The following is an 18,298-nucleotide window of genomic DNA, read 5'->3' as shown; positions in this document are numbered from 1 at the left end:
TCAAACCTTTGCCACACCCTGCCCTCAACTGTAGATCGCCACCCGAGGGAGAACGGTTTCATGACTCACGCTGCCACTGCTGTCGACACCCAATGCATCAACACCCTGCGCACCCTGGCCATGGACGCCGTGCAGAAGGCCAACTCCGGCCACCCCGGCACGCCTATGGGCCTGGCGCCGGTGGGCTATACGCTGTGGAGTCGCTTCCTGCGTTACCACCCCGAGCATCCCGATTGGCCCAACCGTGATCGCTTTGTGTTGTCGGTGGGGCATGCGTCAATGCTGTTGTATTCGCTGTTGCACCTGGCCGGCGTGGTCGAGATCGATGCCCATGGCAAACGTTCGGGGCAACCGGCGATCAGCCTGGACGACATCAAGCAGTTCCGGCAGATGAGTTCCAAGACCCCCGGGCACCCCGAGTACCGCATGACCACCGGCGTAGAAACCACCACCGGGCCGCTCGGCCAGGGCTGCGCCAATAGCGTCGGCATGGCCATGGCCGAGCGTTGGCTGGGCAAGCGCTTCAACCGCGACGGCCGGGTGCTGTTCGACTACAACGTCTACACCCTGTGCGGTGACGGCGACATGATGGAGGGCATCAGCAGCGAAGCGGCGTCGATGGCCGGGCACTTGAAGCTGGATAACCTGTGCTGGATCTACGACAACAACACCATCAGCATCGAAGGCCACACCGAGTTGGCCTTCAGCGAGGACGTGATCAAGCGCTTCCAGGCCTATGGCTGGCACACCTTGCACGTCACCGATGCCAATGATCTGCAGGCCTTGAGCGAGGCGCTGAACACCTTCAAGCGCAACACCGGCGCGCCGACCCTGATCGTGGTTGACAGCGTGATCGGCTATGGCTCGCCGCACAAACACAACACCGCCGCCGCCCATGGCGAGCCGTTGGGCGACGATGAAATTCGCCTGACCAAGACCGCATATGGCTGGCCCGAAGACTCCAGTTTCCTGGTACCGGACGAAGCCCGCAGTGTGTTGCGTGATGCGCTGCTGGAGCGCAGCCGGCCGCTCTATGAAGCATGGAACCAGCACCTGGCGCAGCTTGAGCAAGCCGAGCCGACATTGGCCGACGAGTTGCGCCGCATGCGCGCAGGCGAAATGCCGGAGCACTGGCAGGATGACCTGCCCCGCTTCGACACCGACGCCAAGGGCGTCGCCAGCCGCGCCGCCGGTGGCGAAGTGCTGAATGCGTTTGCCCAGCACATCCCCTGGTTGCTCGGCGGCTCGGCGGATTTGTCGCCGTCGACCAAGACCAACCTCACCTTCGACGATGCCGGGCGCTTCAGTGCCGACGACTACAGCGGGCGCAACCTGCACTTCGGTATCCGCGAACACGCCATGGGCGCGATTGCCAATGGCATGGCGCTGTCCTACCTGCGGCCGTACACCTCGACGTTCCTGGTGTTCAGCGACTACATGAAGCCGCCGATCCGCCTGGCCGCAATCATGGAGTTGCCGGTGGTGTTCGTGTTCACCCATGACTCGATTGGCGTGGGCGAAGATGGGCCAACCCACCAGCCCATCGAACACCTGACCCAACTGCGGGCCACGCCGGGGTTGCTGACCCTGCGCCCCGGCGACGCGAATGAAACCCTGGAACTGTGGAAGGTTGCGCTGGCGCAAACCCACCGGCCAAGTTGCGTGGTGCTGTCCCGCCAGCCGCTGCCGACGCTGGATCGTACGCAGTATGCGGCGGCGTCGGGTGCGGCCAAGGGCGCGTATGTGTTGGCGGGGGCTGATGATCCTAAGGTGATTCTGTTGGCGACGGGCAGTGAAGTCAGCCTGGCGGTTGCAGCTTATGAGCAGTTGAAAAGCGAAGGGATTGCCGCGCAGGTGGTCTCAATGCCCAGCTGGGAACTGTTCGAAGACCAGGACCAGGCCTACCGCGAAAGCGTCTTGCCGCCGGCAGTGACGGCACGGGTGGTGGTGGAACAGGCCGGGCCACTGGGCTGGGACCGCTACGTCGGCCAGACCGGTGCCAAGGTGGTGATGAACAGCTTCGGCGCGTCGGCGCCGCTGGCGAAGTTGCAGGAGAAGTTCGGGTTTACGGTTGAGAACGTGGTGAAGCAGGCCAAGGCACAGATCCAACTGACCCAACGCTGAGCAAAATGTGGGAGGGGCGGTGCGACGATTCGACTTGCCCCCTCCCACATTTGGACTACATCGCTTGTTAGAGCAGCTCTCGAGCCAGGAACGGTGCGGTACGGCTGGTTTTGTTTTTGGCCACCTTCTGCGGCGTCCCACTGGCAACCACCTTGCCGCCCAAATCCCCTGCCCCCGGCCCGATGTCGATCACCCAGTCGCTCTGGGCCACCACGCGCATTTCATGCTCCACCACGACCACCGTATGCCCCGCCTCCACCAGATGATTGAGCTGGCTGAGCAAGCGGTCGACATCCCGTGGGTGCAGCCCGGTGGTGGGTTCGTCCAATACGTACAACGTCGCGCCGCGGGCGTTGCGTTGCAGCTCGGTGGCCAGTTTGATCCGCTGCGCTTCGCCGCCGGACAGTTCCGTCGCCGGCTGCCCCAGGCGCAGGTAACCCAGGCCGATATCCCGCAGTACTTGCAGCGAGCGCAGTACCCCCGGCTGCTCGGCAAACACCTCCACCGCTTGTTCCACGGTCAGCCCCAGCACCTGGGCGATGTTCAAGCCTTGCCATTTGACGGCCAGGGTTTCGGGGTTGTAGCGCGCGCCGTGGCAGGTCGGGCACGGGGCGTACACGCTGGGCATGAACAGCAATTCGACGCTGACAAAACCCTCGCCCTCGCAGTTCGGGCAACGGCCCTTGGCGACGTTAAAGGAGAACTGCCCGGCGTCGTAATCGCGCTTCTTCGCCGCAGGCGTCGCGGCGAACAACTTGCGCACGTTGTCGAACAAACCGGTGTAGGTCGCCAGGTTGGAACGCGGGGTGCGGCCGATGGGTTTCTGGTCCACCTGCACCAGGCGACGGATATGCTCCAAGCCGGCGCCGATGCGTCCGCCGCTGGTTTGCGGGGCGTCGTCTTCCAGGCTCGGTTCTTCGTCGCTGTCCACCCGGCTGCCGAGGCCGCTGCCGACCAACTCCAGCAGCGCCTGGCTGACCAGGCTGGACTTGCCCGAGCCGGAAATACCGGTGACCGCCGTAAAGCAGCCCAACGGAAAATCCACGCTCAGGTCCTTGAGATTATTGCGCGTGACGCCTTCCAGGCTCAGCCAGCCGGTGGGTTCACGGCGCGCCTGATTCGCAGGGCGCTTGTCGGCAAACAGATATTCCCGGGTCTGCGAGGCTTCGACGTCCGCCAGGCCGGCAGGCGGCCCGCTATAGAGCACTTGCCCGCCATGTTCACCCGCGGCCGGGCCCACATCGATCAGCCAGTCGGCGCGGCGCATGGTTTCCAGATCATGTTCGACCACAAACAACGAATTGCCCGCCGCTTTCAAGCGTTCGAGCGCGGTGAACAACGCTTCGCCATCCGCCGGGTGCAGACCTGCCGAGGGCTCATCCAGCACATAGATCACCCCGAACAACTGCGAGCCCAATTGCGTGGCCAGCCGCAAGCGCTGCAACTCCCCGGACGACAGGGTCGGCGTGCTGCGCTCCAGGGACAGATAGCCCAACCCCAACTCGATCAAGGTACTGACCCGCTCCAGCAGATCCTCGGCGATGCGCTGGGCCGCGAGGCGTTTTTCCACCGACAGTTTCATCTTGTCCTGCCCCGCCGCCACCGGTCGCAACAACGCGGCCAGTTGCGTCAATGACAGTTGCGACAACTCACCAATGTCCACCCCGGCAAACTTCACCGACAGCGCCGCCTTGGTCAACCGCTTGCCCTCGCACAACGGGCAGGCGCTGCCTTGCATGAACTGCGAGACACGCTTCTTCATCAAGGCGCTTTGAGTGTGGCTGAAGGTGTGCAGGATGTAGCGCCGCGCACCGCTGAAGGTGCCCTGGTAGCTCGGCTCCAGTTTGCGTTTCAACGCTTCGCGGGTCTGCTCGGGGGTGAAGCCGGCATACACAGGCACGGTCGGGGTTTCTTCGGTGAACAGGATCCAGTCGCGCTGCTTTTTCGGCAGGTCGCGCCATGGAACATCCACGTCATAGCCCAGGGTCACGAGGATGTCGCGCAGGTTCTGGCCCTGCCAGGCCAAGGGCCAGGACGCCACTGCGCGCTGGCGGATGGTCAGGGACGGATCGGGCACCATCAGCGCCTCGGTCACTTCATACACGCGCCCCAGGCCATGGCACTGCGGGCACGCGCCTTGGGGCAGGTTCGGCGAAAAGTCCTCGGCGTACAGCATCGCCTGTCCCGGCGGGTAGCTGCCGGCACGCGAATACAACATGCGGATCAGGCTCGACAAGGTGGTGACACTGCCCACCGAGGAACGCGCACTCGGCGTACCGCGCTGCTGTTGCAAAGCCACGGCGGGGGGCAGTCCTTCGATACTGTCCACATCGGGCACGCCCACCTGATCGATCAGCCGCCGTGCATAGGGCGCCACCGATTCGAAATAGCGGCGCTGGGCTTCGGCATACACCGTGGAGAACGCCAGGGACGACTTGCCCGAGCCCGAGACGCCGGTAAACACCACCAGGGCATCCCTGGGAATATCCACGTCGACGTTCTTCAGGTTGTGTTCGCGGGCGCCGCGCACCCGTACAAATCCAAGGTGCTGGGCGGTAATCGGAGGGAGGGTGCGCTGTGAAGTCATGAACAACCTTGTCTGGCGGTGAGCACGCTGCGCAGCCGTTGCGTCAGGGCCTCGGGGCTGTAGGGTTTGCTCAGCAGGTGAATGTCAGCGCTGAGCAGGTGATTGCTGGAGAGAATGTCCCGCGTGTGCCCGGAGGTGAACAGCACCGCCACCGGTGGCGACTGGGCGCGGGCCCAGTCGGCCAGGTCGGTGCTTTTGACCCGGCCGGGCATCACCACGTCGGTGAAGATCAGGTCGGGCCGCGCCCCGTCCTGCAAGGCTTGCATCGCGCGGTCGCCGTCCTCGGCGGTCAGCACGGTGTAGCCCGCCTGTTCGAGCAGATCCACCACGATCACCCGTACGTCCTCGTTGTCCTCGACCACCAGGATGGTCTCCTGGCCCACGTCGTGCGGCATGGGTTCAGGGTGAGTCTCCTGGACTTCTTCGCCCAGGCTGCGCGGGAAGTACATTTGCACCACGGTGCCCTTGCCCTCCTCACTCCACACGTCCACATGCCCACCGCTTTGGCGGACAAAGCCAAACACCATGCTCAAGCCAAGACCGGTGCCGTGGCCGTTGCGCTTGGTGGTGAAAAACGGCTCGAACACCCGCGCCAGGATCGTCGCCGGCATGCCCACGCCAATGTCCGTGACGGCCAGGCGCACATACTCGCCCGGCTTGATGCTTTTGCCGATGCAATCCCTGGGGTTGAGGATGATGTTTTCGCCGGTGATGCGAATCACGCCCTCGCCTTTCATGGCATCGCGGGCATTGATCGCCAGGTTGAGCAGCGCATTTTCCAGTTGGTTGCGGTCGACGTTGATGCACCAGGAGTCCTGCGGCAACTGCACATCGATATGAATGGTTTCGCCGAGTGCGCGTTGCAGCAACTCGCCCAGCCCGGCATAGATGCGCTGCGGGTTATACACGGCCGGTGACAACGGTTGGCGACGGGCAAAGGCCAACAGTTGCGACGACAGTTTGGCGCCACGCTCCACCGCCGCGATGGCCGCCGTGACGCGCCGCTGTACCTGGGCATTCTCTGGTTCATGGCGGGCCAGTAAATGCAGGTTGCCGGCGATCACTTGCAGCAGGTTATTGAAGTCATGGGCCACGCCACCGGTCAGGCCGCCGATGGCCTCGAGCTTTTGCGCCTGGCGCAGTTGGTCTTCGGCGGCGGAACGCGCCTGGACTTCAGCGGCCACCCGCTGCTCCAGGTTATGGGTCAGCTCCCGGCGCAAGCGTTCGGAATGCACATGGGCGGTGGTCTCCACCACAATCGCCAGCACACCGGCCGGTTGCTGGTCGTCGCCAGGGACGGGACTGTAGTAGAGATCCAGCCACACCGTTTCCGGCTGGCCGTTGCGCAGCAGCACCAAGTCCTTGTTGTTGAACGACAAGGTGCCGCCGGCCAGGCAGGTGTCCACCACATGGCGGTTGAAGTCGGCCACTTCCGGCCAACCCAGCTCCACCGGCGAGCCGAGCAAATACGGATGGCGGCCACCGGCGAACACCGAATAGCTGTCGTTGTAGATCATGTACCCGGCCCGGCCCCACAGCATCACCATGGGCACGGGGGACGCCAGCATCATCTGCACGGTACAGGCGAGGCTGGTGGACCAGCGGTCAAGCGGTCCCAGGTCGGTGGTTGACCAGTCAAATGCGCGAATTCGCTGGGCCATTTCGCCGGCCCAACCTTCACAGCCGTGGGGATTGGATAAGAATTGCATCGTTCGGCTCTGCGCAGAGAAAGGACAGTCGCAATTTTTTGAGCGCATCAAGGGTCGATGGTTTCATTTTGTATAAATTAGGGGTTAATCACCGCAAGCGCTACCGGCCTCAGTGAAAATCCCGGCTGCGCACCGTGATGCCTTCCAGCAGCGGCGTCAGGTCGGTCAGGCGCCCGGCGATCAGGTGCCGCACCTCGCCCACCGCCTCCCAGCGCCCGTCCACCTTGAGCAGGCGCGAACCCACCAAGGCCTGGCGTTGACGTTCGGCCAGGTCGCGCCAGACCACCACGTTGAGGTTGCCGAATTCATCTTCGAGGGTGACAAAGGTCACGCCACTGGCAGTGCCGGGACGCTGGCGTCCGGTCACCAGCCCGGCAACGCTGACAGTGCGACCATGTTCCACCGCCATCAGTTCGTTCGAGCTGCGGCAGCGCCGTTTACGCAGCTCGGCGCGCAACAGCGCCAACGGATGCGGGCCAAGGGTGGTGCCGAGCAGGGCGTAATCGGCATGCAGGTCCTCGCCCTCCGTCGGTATTGGCAGTTCCACCCGTGCTTCATCGGGGCTGGGAAGGCCAGCAAATAACCCTAGCTGCTTATGCACCCCAGCCACGGCCCAGCGCGCCGTATGCCGATTGCCGGCCAGCGCGCGCAAAGCCCCGGCATCCGCCAGCAACGCCTGGGCACGCGCCTCCAGGTCGGCGCGCTGGTCCAGGTCGGCAATGTCGCTGAACGCCCGGCGCTGACGTGCGGCTTCGATACGCCGCCCATCCTCTTCGCGAAACCCCGAGATCATGCGCAAGCCCATGCGAATCGCCGGTTGCTGGCCGTCGATGGGTTCCAGGCTGCAATCCCAGTCGCTGGCCTGCACATCCACCGGACGGATCTGCAAACCATGGCGCCGCGCATCCTGCAGGATCTGGTCCGGGCTATAGAAACCCATGGGCCAGCTGTTGATCAGCGCACAGGCGAAGGCCGCCGGCTCATGGCACTTGAGCCAGCAACTGGCGTAGGTCAGCAAGGCGAAACTGGCGGCGTGGGACTCGGGGAAACCATAGCTGCCAAAGCCCTTGATCTGTTCGAAGATCTGCGCGGCAAAAGCCTCGGTGTAGCCGTTTTTCAACATGCCGGTGCGCAGGCGTGCTTGATGCGGTTCCAGGCCACCATGGCGTTTCCAGGCGGCCATGGAACGGCGCAACTGGTCGGCCTCGCCGGGGCTGTAATCGGCGGCGACCATGGCGATCTGCATCACCTGCTCCTGGAACAGCGGGATGCCCAGGGTGCGCTTGAGCACCGCCTCGAGCTCCGGCGACGGATAGGTGGTGGGCTCCTCTTCGTTACGTCGGCGCAGGTACGGATGCACCATGCCGCCCTGGATCGGCCCGGGGCGCACGATGGCCACCTCGATCACCAGGTCGTAGAATTTTTGCGGCCGTAACCTGGGCAACATCGACATCTGCGCCCGCGACTCGATCTGGAACACGCCGATGGTGTCGGCCTTGCTGATCATCGCGTAGGTGGCCGGGTCTTCCTTGGGCACCGTCGCCAACGACAGATCACGGCCACGATGGCGACGCAGCAGATCGAAACAGCGGCGGATCGCGCTGAGCATGCCGAGGGCGAGGATATCCACCTTGAGCAGGCCGACCGCATCGAGGTCATCCTTGTCCCACTGGATGATGGTGCGCTCGGCCATGGCGGCGTTTTCCACCGGCACCAGGGTGTCCAGCGGGTACTCGGAAATCACGAAGCCACCGGGGTGCTGGGACAGGTGCCGGGGAAAACCGATCAGTTGCTGGGTGAGCGTCAGTACGCGGCGCAGGATCGGGCTGTCCGGGTCGAAGCCGCCTTCGCGCAAGCGTTCCAGGGGCGGCGCATCGTCACTCCAGCGTCCGCAGCATTCGGCCAGCGCGTTGATCTGGTCCGGCGGCAAGCCCAGGGCCTTGGCCACATCGCGCACCGCACCGGCTGCGTGGTAACTGCTGACCACCGCCGTCAGCGCCGCGCGCGTGCGGCCATAGCGCTGGAACACGTACTGCAGCACTTCTTCGCGGCGTTCGTGTTCGAAGTCGACGTCGATGTCCGGCGGCTCGTTGCGCTCGCGCGACAGGAAACGCTCGAACAGCATGTTCATCAGGCTCGGGTTGATCTCGGTGATCCCCAAGGCAAAACACACCGCCGAGTTGGCCGCCGAGCCGCGCCCCTGGCACAGGATCGAACGGCTGCGCGCGAAGCGCACGATGTCGTGCACGGTGAGAAAGTAGCTTTCGTAGCCCAGCTCGCTGATCAGTTCCAGTTCGTTGTTGATCTGCTGCAAGGTCTTGGCGTCGACCCCTTGCGGCCAGCGCTGGGCGATGCCTTCTTCGGTGACGGCGCGCAGCCAGGATTTGGCGTCATGGCCCTCGGGCACCAGCTCGCGCGGGTAGTGATAGCGCAACTGGCCAAGGTCGAAGGTGCAACGGCGCGCGATGTTAAGGGTCTCGTCGAGCAAGGCTTGCGGGTACAGCGCGTCCAGCGCCTCGATGCTGCGCAGGTGGCGCTCGCCATTGGGGTGCAGGCGCGTGCCGGCTTCGGCCACCGGCACGTGATGGCGGATCGCGGTCATGGTGTCTTGCAGGGCGCGGCGGCCGCGCGCATGCATATGCACATCGCCGCAGGCCACCGCCGGGATATGCAGGCTGGCGGCCAGTTGCAGGCGTTGCTCCAGATGCCGCGCATCGTCCTGGCCGCAGTGCAGGTGCACCGCCAGCCACAGGCGTTCGGCGAAGGTACGGCACAACCACTGGATGGAGGCCTGGGTGTCGCTGTCTTCGGCAATCCATAGCGCCAAAAGGCCGTTGAGAGGTCGGTCGAAGTCTTCTTGCAGCAGGCGATAACGGCCCTTTTCAGCGCGGCGGCGGGCCAGGGTAATCAGGCGGCACAGGGACTGGTAGCCGCTGAGGTCCTGCACCAGCAGCACCAGTTTCGGGCCGTTCTCGATGCGCACTTCGCTGCCGATAACCAGCGGCAAGCCCACCGCCTTCGATGCCTGCCAGGCCCGCACAATGCCCGACAAAGTGCATTCATCGGTGATCGCCAGGGCGCTGTAGCCCTGGCGTTTGGCCCGTTCGAACAACTCCAGCGCGCTGGAGGCACCGCGTTGGAAGCTGAAATTGGACAGGCAATGCAGCTCGGCGTAACTCATGGCCACCGCCTCCTACAGAAGGCCGGTTGCAGCCTATGGGGACTCATGCAAACCAGCCTTGCAGCCACAGCCCATCGCTTTGCCCCACGCTGCGATAGGCCCAGCCTTGCTGGCCGGCGCGGGTACGGATCAGGTAGTAGTCGCGGCGAATATCGGCGCCGTCCCACCAGCCGGATTCGATGCGCTCCGGCCCCATGAGGATCTGCACGCCCTGCTCGGCCAGCAAGGTCGGTTCGTTAAGCAGCCAGCCGGGACGCTGGACCTTGTTCAAGGTGACGCACGGGCTTTTATCCGCCGCCATTTGCCAGGCGCATTCGGGGCGATGGTCGGCATGGAAGCGCAGGCCTTGCACCGCCTCATCCCCCAAGCGGGCCCGCAGGCGTTCGCGCAGTTGCTCCCACGGCAAGGTCTGTTGCGGGCGATCGTCGAACAGGTCCTGGCGTTGCGGCACGAACACCGGCAGGTCCTGGGCCACCAGGCGAAAGCCGCGCACCGGTGAAGTGACCTGTACCTGCTCCAGGCGCCCACGGGCCAGTTCGAACAGCATCGCCGGTTCGCGCTCGGCGCTGAGCAGGCCGACCGTGATCACGCTGTCCGGCGCCTGGGCATGTTCCAGATGCAGGTCGAAGCGTTGCACGCCACTGTCGCGACCGCAGAGGAAGGCCGAGAGGTCGCCGGTCAAACGGCGCAGGGGGAATAACAAGGCCTGGTGGGATTGCACATCGAAATTCAACTCGATGCGCACATCGAACTGGTCCGGCGGCTGATAGAACGCCAGAGCCAATGGTCGTTGTCCGGTCAACGCATCCAAGTGCTTGAGCAGGCCGGCGTCAAAGCGCCGCGCCAGGGTGTGCCGGGGCAACGCCTGTACCTGGGCCAGGGTACGCAGGCCCATGCGCGACAACGCGGTGGCCGCTTGCGGGTCGAAGCCGGCGCGGTCGATGGGCAATGGCGCCAGGGCCTGGAGCAACCCATCCTCATCGGCCACGGCCAAGCCATCGTAGAGATTGGCCAGCACCCGCGCCGCCGCCGGGTTGGGCGCGGCGACGATACGGTGACGAAAGCCCAGCTCGGTCAGTTCCTGGCGCAAGCGTGCCTCGAACCGAGGCCAGGGCCCGAACAGGCCCAGGCTCGATTCGATCTCGAACAGCAAGGCGCGCGGGTAATACACACTGACCTGGGAGCTGAAGCGGTAGGCCCAGGCCGCCAGGAACTGCTGCCAGCGTTCGATTTGCGCGGGGTCGTATTCGGCGCTGGCAAAGGTCTTGGCCAGGGCATGGGCGGCCGTCAGCGATTGACCGGGACGCAGGCCCACTGCGCGGGCGGCGTCATTGACGGTTTGCAGCACGCGCCGCTGCGGCGTGCCGGCCAGCAGCGCCAGGGGTTGGTCGGGCTCGGGATGCAGGCGCTGCACCCCGTCCAGCGTCAATTGCGGGAAAACAATACACACCCAGCGCATGGCAACCTCAGTGCCCCGCCAGTGCAATCGGCGCCGGGTGAGCCAAACCGCCCCGGCATTTGAGCACCCGCACCTGGGCAGGTTTTGCCTCGACGGCCAGGCGCAGGGCGGCGGGTGAAGCGTTGATCGCTTCACTCAAGGCGCGCCAGGCAAACGCCAGGGTCTGCCCGGTTTCCGCGGCCACCTGCAAGCGACGCAAGGCGCGGTCATCCGCCTTGCGTGGCCAGCACAGCACCGCGCCGCAACTGCCGGAGCGCAGGCACTGCTCCACCGCCCACAACACATCACGCGCCTCGGCCTGGACCACCGACAACTGGCGCAAATCCACCCCGGCGTTCTGCCAGGCGTGGGGGTACGGGGTGTAAGGCGGCGCCACCAGCACAATGCGCTCCCCCGCCGCCGATAATCGCGCGAGGGTCGGCAGCACCAGTTGCAGTTCGCCCACGCCTTCCTTGGCCATGAGGATTTCGCTCAAGGCCGACTCCGGCCAGCCGCCCGTGGGCAGCACCGCATCCAGCGCCGCCAGCCCCGTGGGGTGTACGCTGGCCGGGGGCGCGGCAGGCCGGCCTTTCCAGACGCGACCGCCATTGAACAGCGTGTCCAGTGCAATCACGGCGCCCATCAGCCTTGCCTCACCAGGCCGCAGAACACCCCTTCGATGGCCAGGTCCTGGTCGGGGCCTACCACGATAGGTTCGTACGCGGGGTTACGCGGCAGCAGGCGCACACGCTCGCCACTGCGTTCGAAACGCTTGATGGTGACTTCGCCGTCCAGGCGCGCCACCACAATCTGCCCGTTCACGGCTTCGGCACTGCGGCGGACGCCCACCAGGTCGCCGTCGAGGATGCCGTCTTCGATCATCGAATCGCCTTGCACCCGCAACAGGTAATCCGGGGTTTTCGCGAAAGTAGCGGGGTCGAGTTGCAGGCGGCTGTGCACTTCGGCATCCGCGCCGATGGGCAGGCCTGCTGCCACTCGGCCGAGCACCGGGACATCCAGCCACTCCGGGCGCATGGGCTGGTTGAGCAAACGGATACCACGCGCCTGGTTGGGGTTGACCTCGATGAAGCCGGCCTCGGTCAGGGCCACTACGTGTTTACGCGCGACGCTGCGGGAGGCAAAGCCGAACGCCTCGGCGATCTCGGCGAGGCTGGGGGGTTGGCCTTGCTGCGCGATACGGTCGCGGATGAAGGTCAGGATGGCGGTGCGGCGGGGGGTCAGGGTTGTCATGGAGTACATTTGTACTCTTTTGGGTAATTTCTTACAAGGACCGGTAGTCGGGGTTGGGGGTTATGCACATTTAACCGAGTACACCAGGCTCACAACTCCGGTCGGCCCAAAGGCCGCCAAGCTCACCCCCCTCCCGCCATATGCTGCGCAATCCTGCCCCTCAACCACCGCTCCGCCGGGTCATTGTCATGCACCCCACTCCACACCATCGACAACTCCGCCGCATCAATCGCAAACGGCGGATCCTCCGCCCGCAGCGCCGTGCCCTCGGTCAACGCACACGCCGCATAGTCCGGCACCGTCGCAATAATCTGTGTACCGGCCAGCAACGCCCGCAAGCCACTGAATTGCGGCACCGCCAGCACCACCCGGCGGGCACGGCCGATACGCGCCAGGTCCAGGTCGATATTGCCACTCAAGTCTCCCGAGAACGACACCATCGCATGGGGCCGCGCGCAATAGTCGTCGAGGGTCAGCGGTTCAACGCCGTCATCACCGCGCAGCACCTTGCAGGGAATGTCCCGCAGTTTCTTGCGCTTGGCATTCGCCGGCAGTTCGGTGGTGTAGCTCACGCCTACCGAGATCTCGCCACTGGCCAGTAATGCGGACATCAGCAGGTAATTGGCGCGGCGTACCACCACGATGATGCCCGGGGCTTCTTCACGCAGTTGGCTGAGCAACGGCGGGAACAGGCCGAACTCGGCGTCGTCGGACAGGCCGATGCGGAACACCGCACAGCTGGTGGAGGGGTCGAAGTCCTTGGCGCGGCTGACTGCGCCTGAAATGGTGTCCATGGCCGGTTGCAGCTCCTTGAGTATCGCCACGGCGCGTGGCGTGGGCTCCATGCCCCGGCCGTTGCGCAGCAGCAACGGGTCGTCGAACAAATCTCGCAGCCGACCCAAGGCCGCGCTCACCGCCGGTTGGCCCATGAAGAGCTTTTCGGCGACCCGGGTCAGGTTCTTCTCGAACATCAGCGCTTCGAAAATCACCAACAGGTTCATATCGACGCGGCGCAGGTCGTTGCGGTTCATGGCGGTATCCAAACGGTTAGCAGGCTGCCAGCTAAGCAGGCAAAACACTGCCTGGATTGCATGCCTGTGCTGTCTTTTTCGTGACCGAACCTGGCGAAATTAACAACGATTAACTCGCCAGCCAGACGGTGCGGCGCCAAAAATGAGCCGGTCTACACTGCATCCATTCACCGGGAAAGCTCCCATCGACTGCGGATATTCGTCATGGCCCGTCCTGCGTACTGTGCTCCTCGCTTATCCGCTACCGGCGGCCTGTGCCCCCGGCGCGAGCGGATCGCCAAGCAATTGATCCTCGCCAACCTCGGCGAAAGCCTGGCGATTGCCGACCTGGCCCAAGCCTGCGCCCTGTCGCGCAGCCATTTTTCCCGCGCATTCAAGTGCACCACCGGGCTGTCGCCCCAGGAATGGATACGCCAGCAGCGCATCCAGCGGGCCAAGGAACTGATCACCGGTTCCTCCTTGAGCCTCACGCAAATCAGCCTGGAGTGCGGGTTTTGCGACCAGGCGCATTTCTGCCATATGTTCACGCGCAGCGAGGGCGTCAACCCGATGACCTGGCGAAATCACCAACTGCGTCACAAGCCTCAAGAGATCGCTGCCTAGTGGTCTGCATGCACCTGGAATATGCTGGCCGCTTACTTTTCCCGGAGCATGGCCACCCATGAGTGCCCCACGCGACCAGGCCGTGCATTTCGGCCCTTACCGTATCCACCCGCACCAGCGCCTGGTGCTGGAGGCCGGTCGCCCGTTGCGCTTGGGCCGGCGGGCAATGGAGATCCTGCTGATCCTGTTGGAGCAGGCCGGCACTGTGGTGAGCAAGCAGGAACTGATCGCCCGGGTCTGGCCCAAAAGCGTGGTGGAAGACGGCAACCTGCGGGTGCATATGGCAGCGCTGCGCAAGGCCCTGGGCGATGGCCAGGCCGGGCAGCGCTATATCGTCACGGTGGCCCAGCGGGGCTACAGTTTTGTAGCACCACTGAGCATCGAGCCGATGAGCCTACCGACCGAAGGCGCGCCCCCACGCCCGGGCCACAACCTGCCGTTGCGACGCACGCGCATGCTCGGCCGCCAGGCCCTGATCGACAGCCTGGTGCAGCAGCTGCCCGAGCAACGCTTTATCACCCTGACCGGCGCCGGCGGCATCGGCAAGACCACCGTCGCCTTGCGCGTGGCGGAATTGTTGATCGGACATTACCGCGACGGTATTCGCCTGTTGGACCTGGCGCCTCTCAGTGCACCGTCGATGATCCTGCCCAATCTCGCCGCGCTGCTCGACCTCACCCACACTGAGCACGAACCGCTGGCTGTGTTTGCCCGCCGTCTGCAGGAGCACCAATTGCTGCTGGTGATCGACAACTGCGAACACCTGCTGGACGACATCGCGCTGATCAGCGAGACCCTGCTGCGCCACGCGCCCAAATTGCACATCCTCACCACCAGCCGCGAGGCATTGCGCGCCGAGGGCGAGTCGGTGCAACGCCTGGAGCCCCTGGCCTGCCCGCCCGCCACCGGCAACCGCGCCCAGGCCCTGGGCTATCCGGCCCTGCAACTGCTGATCGAGCGGGCCATGTCCCATCAGGACAGCTTCGAACTGAGCGAAGCCGAACTGCCCCTGGCTATCGACATCTGCCAACGCCTGGACGGCATCCCCCTGGCAATCGAGTTGGTGGCCGCGCAGATCGAGCGCTTCGGCCTACCCGGCCTGCTGGTGCAAATGGAAGACAACTTCCGCCTGCTCACCCGTGGCCGGCGCAGCGCCCTGCCCCGCCATCAAACCTTGCGCGCCACCCTGGACTGGAGCTTTGAACTGCTCACCGGCTGCGAGCAAATCTGCCTGCGTCGCCTCGCGGTGTTCCGGGGTGGCTTCAGCCTGGCCAGTGCCGCAGCGGTGATCGCAGGGCAACAGGTTGCGCCGGCCGCGGTACTGGGTTCGATCACCCAACTGGTGGCGAAATCCTTGCTCAATGTGGAGGCTGGGGATGACGAGGTGATCTATCGCCTGCTGGACATCACCCGCACCTACGCCCTGGAAAAACTCAGCGTCGCCAATGAACTCGACGCCACGCGTGAACGCCACGCCAACCGTTGCCTGGTCCTGATGAACCAGGCGCAGGACGATTGGGAACAGACGGCCACCCAAACCTGGATCGACCGCTATGCCCCGCTGCGCGAAGACATTCGTGCCGCCCTCGACTGGGGCCTGGGCGACCAGGGCGTCCACCTGCTGGGCATTCGTCTCACCGTCAGCGCCATGCCGTTGTGGCAGGAGCTATCGCTGCTGCGCGAACACGGCCTGTACGTGAGCAAGGCCCTGGCGCGGCTGGGGCAATCGAGCACGCCGAGCCCGCACTTGAACATGGCCCTGCAGTTGGCCTTCGGCAGTTTTTCCTATCACACCCTGGGCGGTACGCCGCAGACCATCGAAGCCTTTGCCCATGCACGGCGCCTGGCCGAAGCCGACAGCAACCTGGTCGGTCAACTGCGCGCGGTGTCGGGGCAAATGACGGTCAGCCTGTGCGGTGGCAACTACCGCGAGGCCCTGGAGCAAAGCCTGCATTTCGACCGGTTGGGGCCTCAGGCCGAGCCGTTGCTGGCCCTCAGCGCCCAACGCCTGAGGGTGCTGGCGCAGCACTTCGCCGGCCACCAGGCGTTGGCGCAGCAGAATGCCGAACAGGTGATCCAGCGCATGGCCCAGAGCGGCCATCTCAACCGGTTTACCCACGGCTTTGGCGTGCAATACGACCAGAGCGTGGCCTCGTTGACCATCCTCGCACGCATCCTGTGGCTGCGCGGTTTTCCCGAACGCGCGTGGCGCACCGCAAGCCAGGCACTGGCGCTGGCATTGCAGATCAATCACGGCACGTCGATTTGCTACACCCTGGCCCTGGCCGGGGTGGTCATCGCCCAGTACAACGGTGACTCCGTCGCAGCCCGCGACCAGTTGGACCTGCTGCTGCAGCAGGCGCAAAAGCATTCGGTGCAGTTGTTCCACACCTGGGCGCAGTGCTACGAAGGCACGGCGCAGATCGACGATATGCAGGGATTGGGGCTGGTCGAAGACATCCTGGTGACCTTCAACGCCCGGGCAGTGGATGACGCCTTGTTCGAACGCGCCCGGTGCGGTGCGGCCGGCTGGTGCAGCGCGGAAATCCTGCGCGTGCGCGCCGAGTCCATGCCCGACATCCACGGGGCTGAGGCGCTGCTGCTCGAAGCCCTGGGCCTGGCACACCAGCAAGGCGCGCTGGCCTGGGAGCTGCGCTGTGCAGACTCCTTGGCGCGGCTGTGGCAAAAGCAGGGTCGCGTGCAGGCCGCACGCGACCTGCTGGGTTCGGTCTACGCGCGATTTACCGAAGGCTTCGCCACCCAGGACCTAGTCCGCGTACGCTGCCTGCTCGACGAGTTGCAGGACAAACGGCCGGCCTGAAAACGTCCCCAGGTAATGCCCATAACCCTGCTGCAAACGCGCAACCTGCTGCGGGTTGCGCAGGAGTGCCAGGCCATAGCTGCGCACGCTATTGAGCAGGCGATAGCGTGGATAACCCGGACCGGGTTCGAGGCTCAACAGCGAGGTGCCGACCAGGCGCGTGAGCAGGTACGACAAGTCGGCGTGTTCCAGCTCTGTGCCGGCGACCAGCTGACTCAGGGTGGGCGCGGTCACGGCCATCTTGAACAGGCTCAATTGCAGGAACAGCCAGCGCTCCGGCAGGCTCAGACGCTCGTAGGTCCAGTCCAGGGCGGCGGCCAGGGATTGGTGGCGCTCCACCGCCGTGCGGCGGCCCCGGGTCAGTACCTGCAATCCACTGTGCAACTGCGCCTGTAAACCACGTACGCCCAGCGCATCCACCTGGGCGGCCGCCAGTTCAAGGGCCAGGGGAATACCGTCGAGGCGCCGGCAGATGTCCCGCAACGGCGCCAGGTCCTGTTGGCGCAACACAAAGCCCTGTTGACCGGCACACGCCCGTGCGACGAACAGTTGCACCGCGGGGAACGCCATCGCCTGTTCAATACTGCCCACCGCCGACGGCGCCGGCACGGCCAATGGGGGCACGCGCAGCACCCATTCGCCTGGGGCCTGCAACGCTTCGCGACTGCTGACCAGCACGCTGACCTGGGGCGCGTTCTCGCGCAGCACCCGCAAAAGATGTCGACAGGCACCGAGCAACAGGTCGGCGCCGTCGAGTACCAGCAGCAATTGCCGGGACACCAGCTGGCGGCACAACTCAGTGACACTGCCGCTGGGTTCCAGATGCAGGATCGTGGCCAGGTGGCGCAGCATCATCAGCGGCGCCTCCACCGTGGCCAGGTCGACCCACCACACACCGTCGCGGTAACGTGGCAACACGCGCTCGGCCAGGGCCTGGGCCAAGGTGCTCTTGCCCACGCCGGCGCAACCGGTCAGTGTCATCAGGCGCTGCCCGGACACACGCCGAACCAGCACCCCCAGCAGTTCATCGCGACCGATCACCGGGCTGAGCCGGGTGCCGAGGTTATGCCGGGGCAACACCGTGGCGGCCGCAACCTCCACGGGTGCAACAAAACAGTAACCGCGCTGGGGGTCATTGAGGATAAGGCGTTGTCCGTCGAGGGCACGGCGCAGTGCGGCGATGTGCACCCGCAGGTTGTTCTCCTCCACCACGCTGCACGGCCAGACCCGCTCGATCAAGGTAGCCTTGCTGATGAATTGCCCTGGCGACTCCAGCAGCACCGCAAGGACATCCAACGCCCGACCGCCCAACGGCACCGGCCAACCCGCCTTGCTCACCAACCGCTGCTGCCGGTGAAACGCATAGGTGCCGAAGCGCACCGTGCCATCCGCGTCAATCGCCTGAGGCTCATTCATGTCTGCAATCGCGCTGAAACGCCCGGTCTTGGGCATCCGCGCATCCTTTTCCATGGGCTCGACGTTATCTTGCCAGCTACCTGTAACAGGGCAATGCTGGCACAGGGAGCGATACGGACAATCGGGTGCGCGAGACG

General features: G+C 64.9%; 11 protein-coding genes. 3 read left to right on the top strand and 8 right to left on the bottom strand.

What is annotated here, in order from left to right; genetic code table 11:
• Positions 1-60 precede the first annotated feature (60 nt).
• Positions 61-2,124, top strand: a complete 2,064-nt coding sequence (gene tkt, locus ACHPFG_RS13405) for a transketolase (RefSeq protein WP_431702991.1) — start codon at positions 61-63, stop codon at positions 2,122-2,124.
• A gap of 67 nt (positions 2,125-2,191) precedes the next feature.
• Here the strand turns inward: tkt and uvrA are convergent, their stop codons facing one another.
• The 7 genes from uvrA to ACHPFG_RS13370 all read right to left on the bottom strand — a co-directional run bounded on the left by uvrA (position 2,192) and on the right by ACHPFG_RS13370 (position 13,321).
• Positions 2,192-4,711, bottom strand: coding sequence for an excinuclease ABC subunit UvrA (gene uvrA, locus ACHPFG_RS13400; RefSeq protein WP_431702989.1), 2,520 nt, complete (start codon positions 4,709-4,711; stop codon positions 2,192-2,194).
• Positions 4,708-6,420 (bottom strand): ATP-binding protein, encoded by a 1,713-nt coding sequence (locus tag ACHPFG_RS13395; RefSeq protein WP_431702987.1) that lies wholly within the window; start codon positions 6,418-6,420, stop codon positions 4,708-4,710. The genes uvrA and ACHPFG_RS13395 overlap by 4 nt, the downstream gene beginning before the upstream one ends.
• A 109-nt stretch (positions 6,421-6,529) precedes the next feature.
• Positions 6,530-9,601, bottom strand: a complete 3,072-nt coding sequence (locus tag ACHPFG_RS13390; protein WP_431702985.1) for an error-prone DNA polymerase — start codon at positions 9,599-9,601, stop codon at positions 6,530-6,532.
• Positions 9,602-9,644: 43 nt separating this feature from the next.
• Positions 9,645-11,060: a Y-family DNA polymerase gene (locus tag ACHPFG_RS13385; protein WP_431702983.1), complete on the bottom strand. Its 1,416-nt coding sequence runs from the start codon at positions 11,058-11,060 to the stop codon at positions 9,645-9,647.
• Between the two features lie 7 nt (positions 11,061-11,067).
• Complete coding sequence (gene imuA, locus ACHPFG_RS13380) at positions 11,068-11,682, bottom strand: translesion DNA synthesis-associated protein ImuA (protein ID WP_145337499.1); 615 nt, start codon at positions 11,680-11,682, stop codon at positions 11,068-11,070.
• Positions 11,682-12,299 carry a transcriptional repressor LexA gene (gene lexA, locus ACHPFG_RS13375; RefSeq protein WP_131699268.1) on the bottom strand — a complete coding sequence of 206 codons (618 nt, stop codon included), beginning with the start codon at positions 12,297-12,299 and terminating at the stop codon, positions 11,682-11,684. The genes imuA and lexA overlap by 1 nt, the downstream gene beginning before the upstream one ends.
• A gap of 113 nt (positions 12,300-12,412) precedes the next feature.
• Positions 12,413-13,321: a LysR family transcriptional regulator gene (locus tag ACHPFG_RS13370; RefSeq protein ID WP_131699267.1), complete on the bottom strand. Its 909-nt coding sequence runs from the start codon at positions 13,319-13,321 to the stop codon at positions 12,413-12,415.
• Positions 13,322-13,525: 204 nt separating this feature from the next.
• Here ACHPFG_RS13370 and ACHPFG_RS13365 point away from each other — a divergent pair, with 204 nt between their 5' ends.
• Together ACHPFG_RS13365 and ACHPFG_RS13360 are read left to right on the top strand one after the other, a co-directional pair.
• The gene (locus ACHPFG_RS13365; protein ID WP_090403294.1) at positions 13,526-13,924 is read left to right on the top strand and encodes a helix-turn-helix domain-containing protein; all 399 of its coding nucleotides are present in this window, start codon (positions 13,526-13,528) and stop codon (positions 13,922-13,924) included.
• 58 nt (positions 13,925-13,982) lie between these two features.
• A complete protein-coding gene (locus tag ACHPFG_RS13360) occupies positions 13,983-16,745 on the top strand; it encodes an ATP-binding protein (protein ID WP_431702979.1) in 2,763 nt (920 codons plus the stop codon).
• Here the strand turns inward: ACHPFG_RS13360 and ACHPFG_RS13355 are convergent.
• Complete coding sequence (locus tag ACHPFG_RS13355) at positions 16,692-18,215, bottom strand: winged helix-turn-helix domain-containing protein (protein WP_431702977.1); 1,524 nt, start codon at positions 18,213-18,215, stop codon at positions 16,692-16,694. The genes ACHPFG_RS13360 and ACHPFG_RS13355 overlap by 54 nt on opposite strands.
• Positions 18,216-18,298: the final 83 nt, after the last annotated feature.

It is taken from the genome of Pseudomonas sp. BR20 (assembly GCF_050780135.1).
In the GTDB taxonomy this organism is placed as follows: Bacteria; Pseudomonadota; Gammaproteobacteria; order Pseudomonadales; family Pseudomonadaceae; genus Aquipseudomonas.
Note: the sequence above shows the minus strand (reverse complement) of the source record. Positions and strands in the feature narration are given on the sequence as shown.

Coding starts and splice junctions, on each gene's coding strand:
- ACHPFG_RS13365 (WP_090403294.1), top strand. CDS start 13,526: ATGGCCCGTCCTGCGTACTGTGCTCCTCGCTTATCCGCTACCGGCGGC.
- ACHPFG_RS13370 (WP_131699267.1), bottom strand. CDS start 13,321: ATGAACCGCAACGACCTGCGCCGCGTCGATATGAACCTGTTGGTGATT.
- ACHPFG_RS13395 (WP_431702987.1), bottom strand. CDS start 6,420: ATGCAATTCTTATCCAATCCCCACGGCTGTGAAGGTTGGGCCGGCGAA.
- ACHPFG_RS13385 (WP_431702983.1), bottom strand. CDS start 11,060: ATGCGCTGGGTGTGTATTGTTTTCCCGCAATTGACGCTGGACGGGGTG.
- uvrA (WP_431702989.1), bottom strand. CDS start 4,711: ATGACTTCACAGCGCACCCTCCCTCCGATTACCGCCCAGCACCTTGGA.
- ACHPFG_RS13360 (WP_431702979.1), top strand. CDS start 13,983: ATGAGTGCCCCACGCGACCAGGCCGTGCATTTCGGCCCTTACCGTATC.
- lexA (WP_131699268.1), bottom strand. CDS start 12,299: ATGTACTCCATGACAACCCTGACCCCCCGCCGCACCGCCATCCTGACC.
- imuA (WP_145337499.1), bottom strand. CDS start 11,682: ATGGGCGCCGTGATTGCACTGGACACGCTGTTCAATGGCGGTCGCGTC.
- tkt (WP_431702991.1), top strand. CDS start 61: ATGACTCACGCTGCCACTGCTGTCGACACCCAATGCATCAACACCCTG.
- ACHPFG_RS13390 (WP_431702985.1), bottom strand. CDS start 9,601: ATGAGTTACGCCGAGCTGCATTGCCTGTCCAATTTCAGCTTCCAACGC.
- ACHPFG_RS13355 (WP_431702977.1), bottom strand. CDS start 18,215: ATGGAAAAGGATGCGCGGATGCCCAAGACCGGGCGTTTCAGCGCGATT.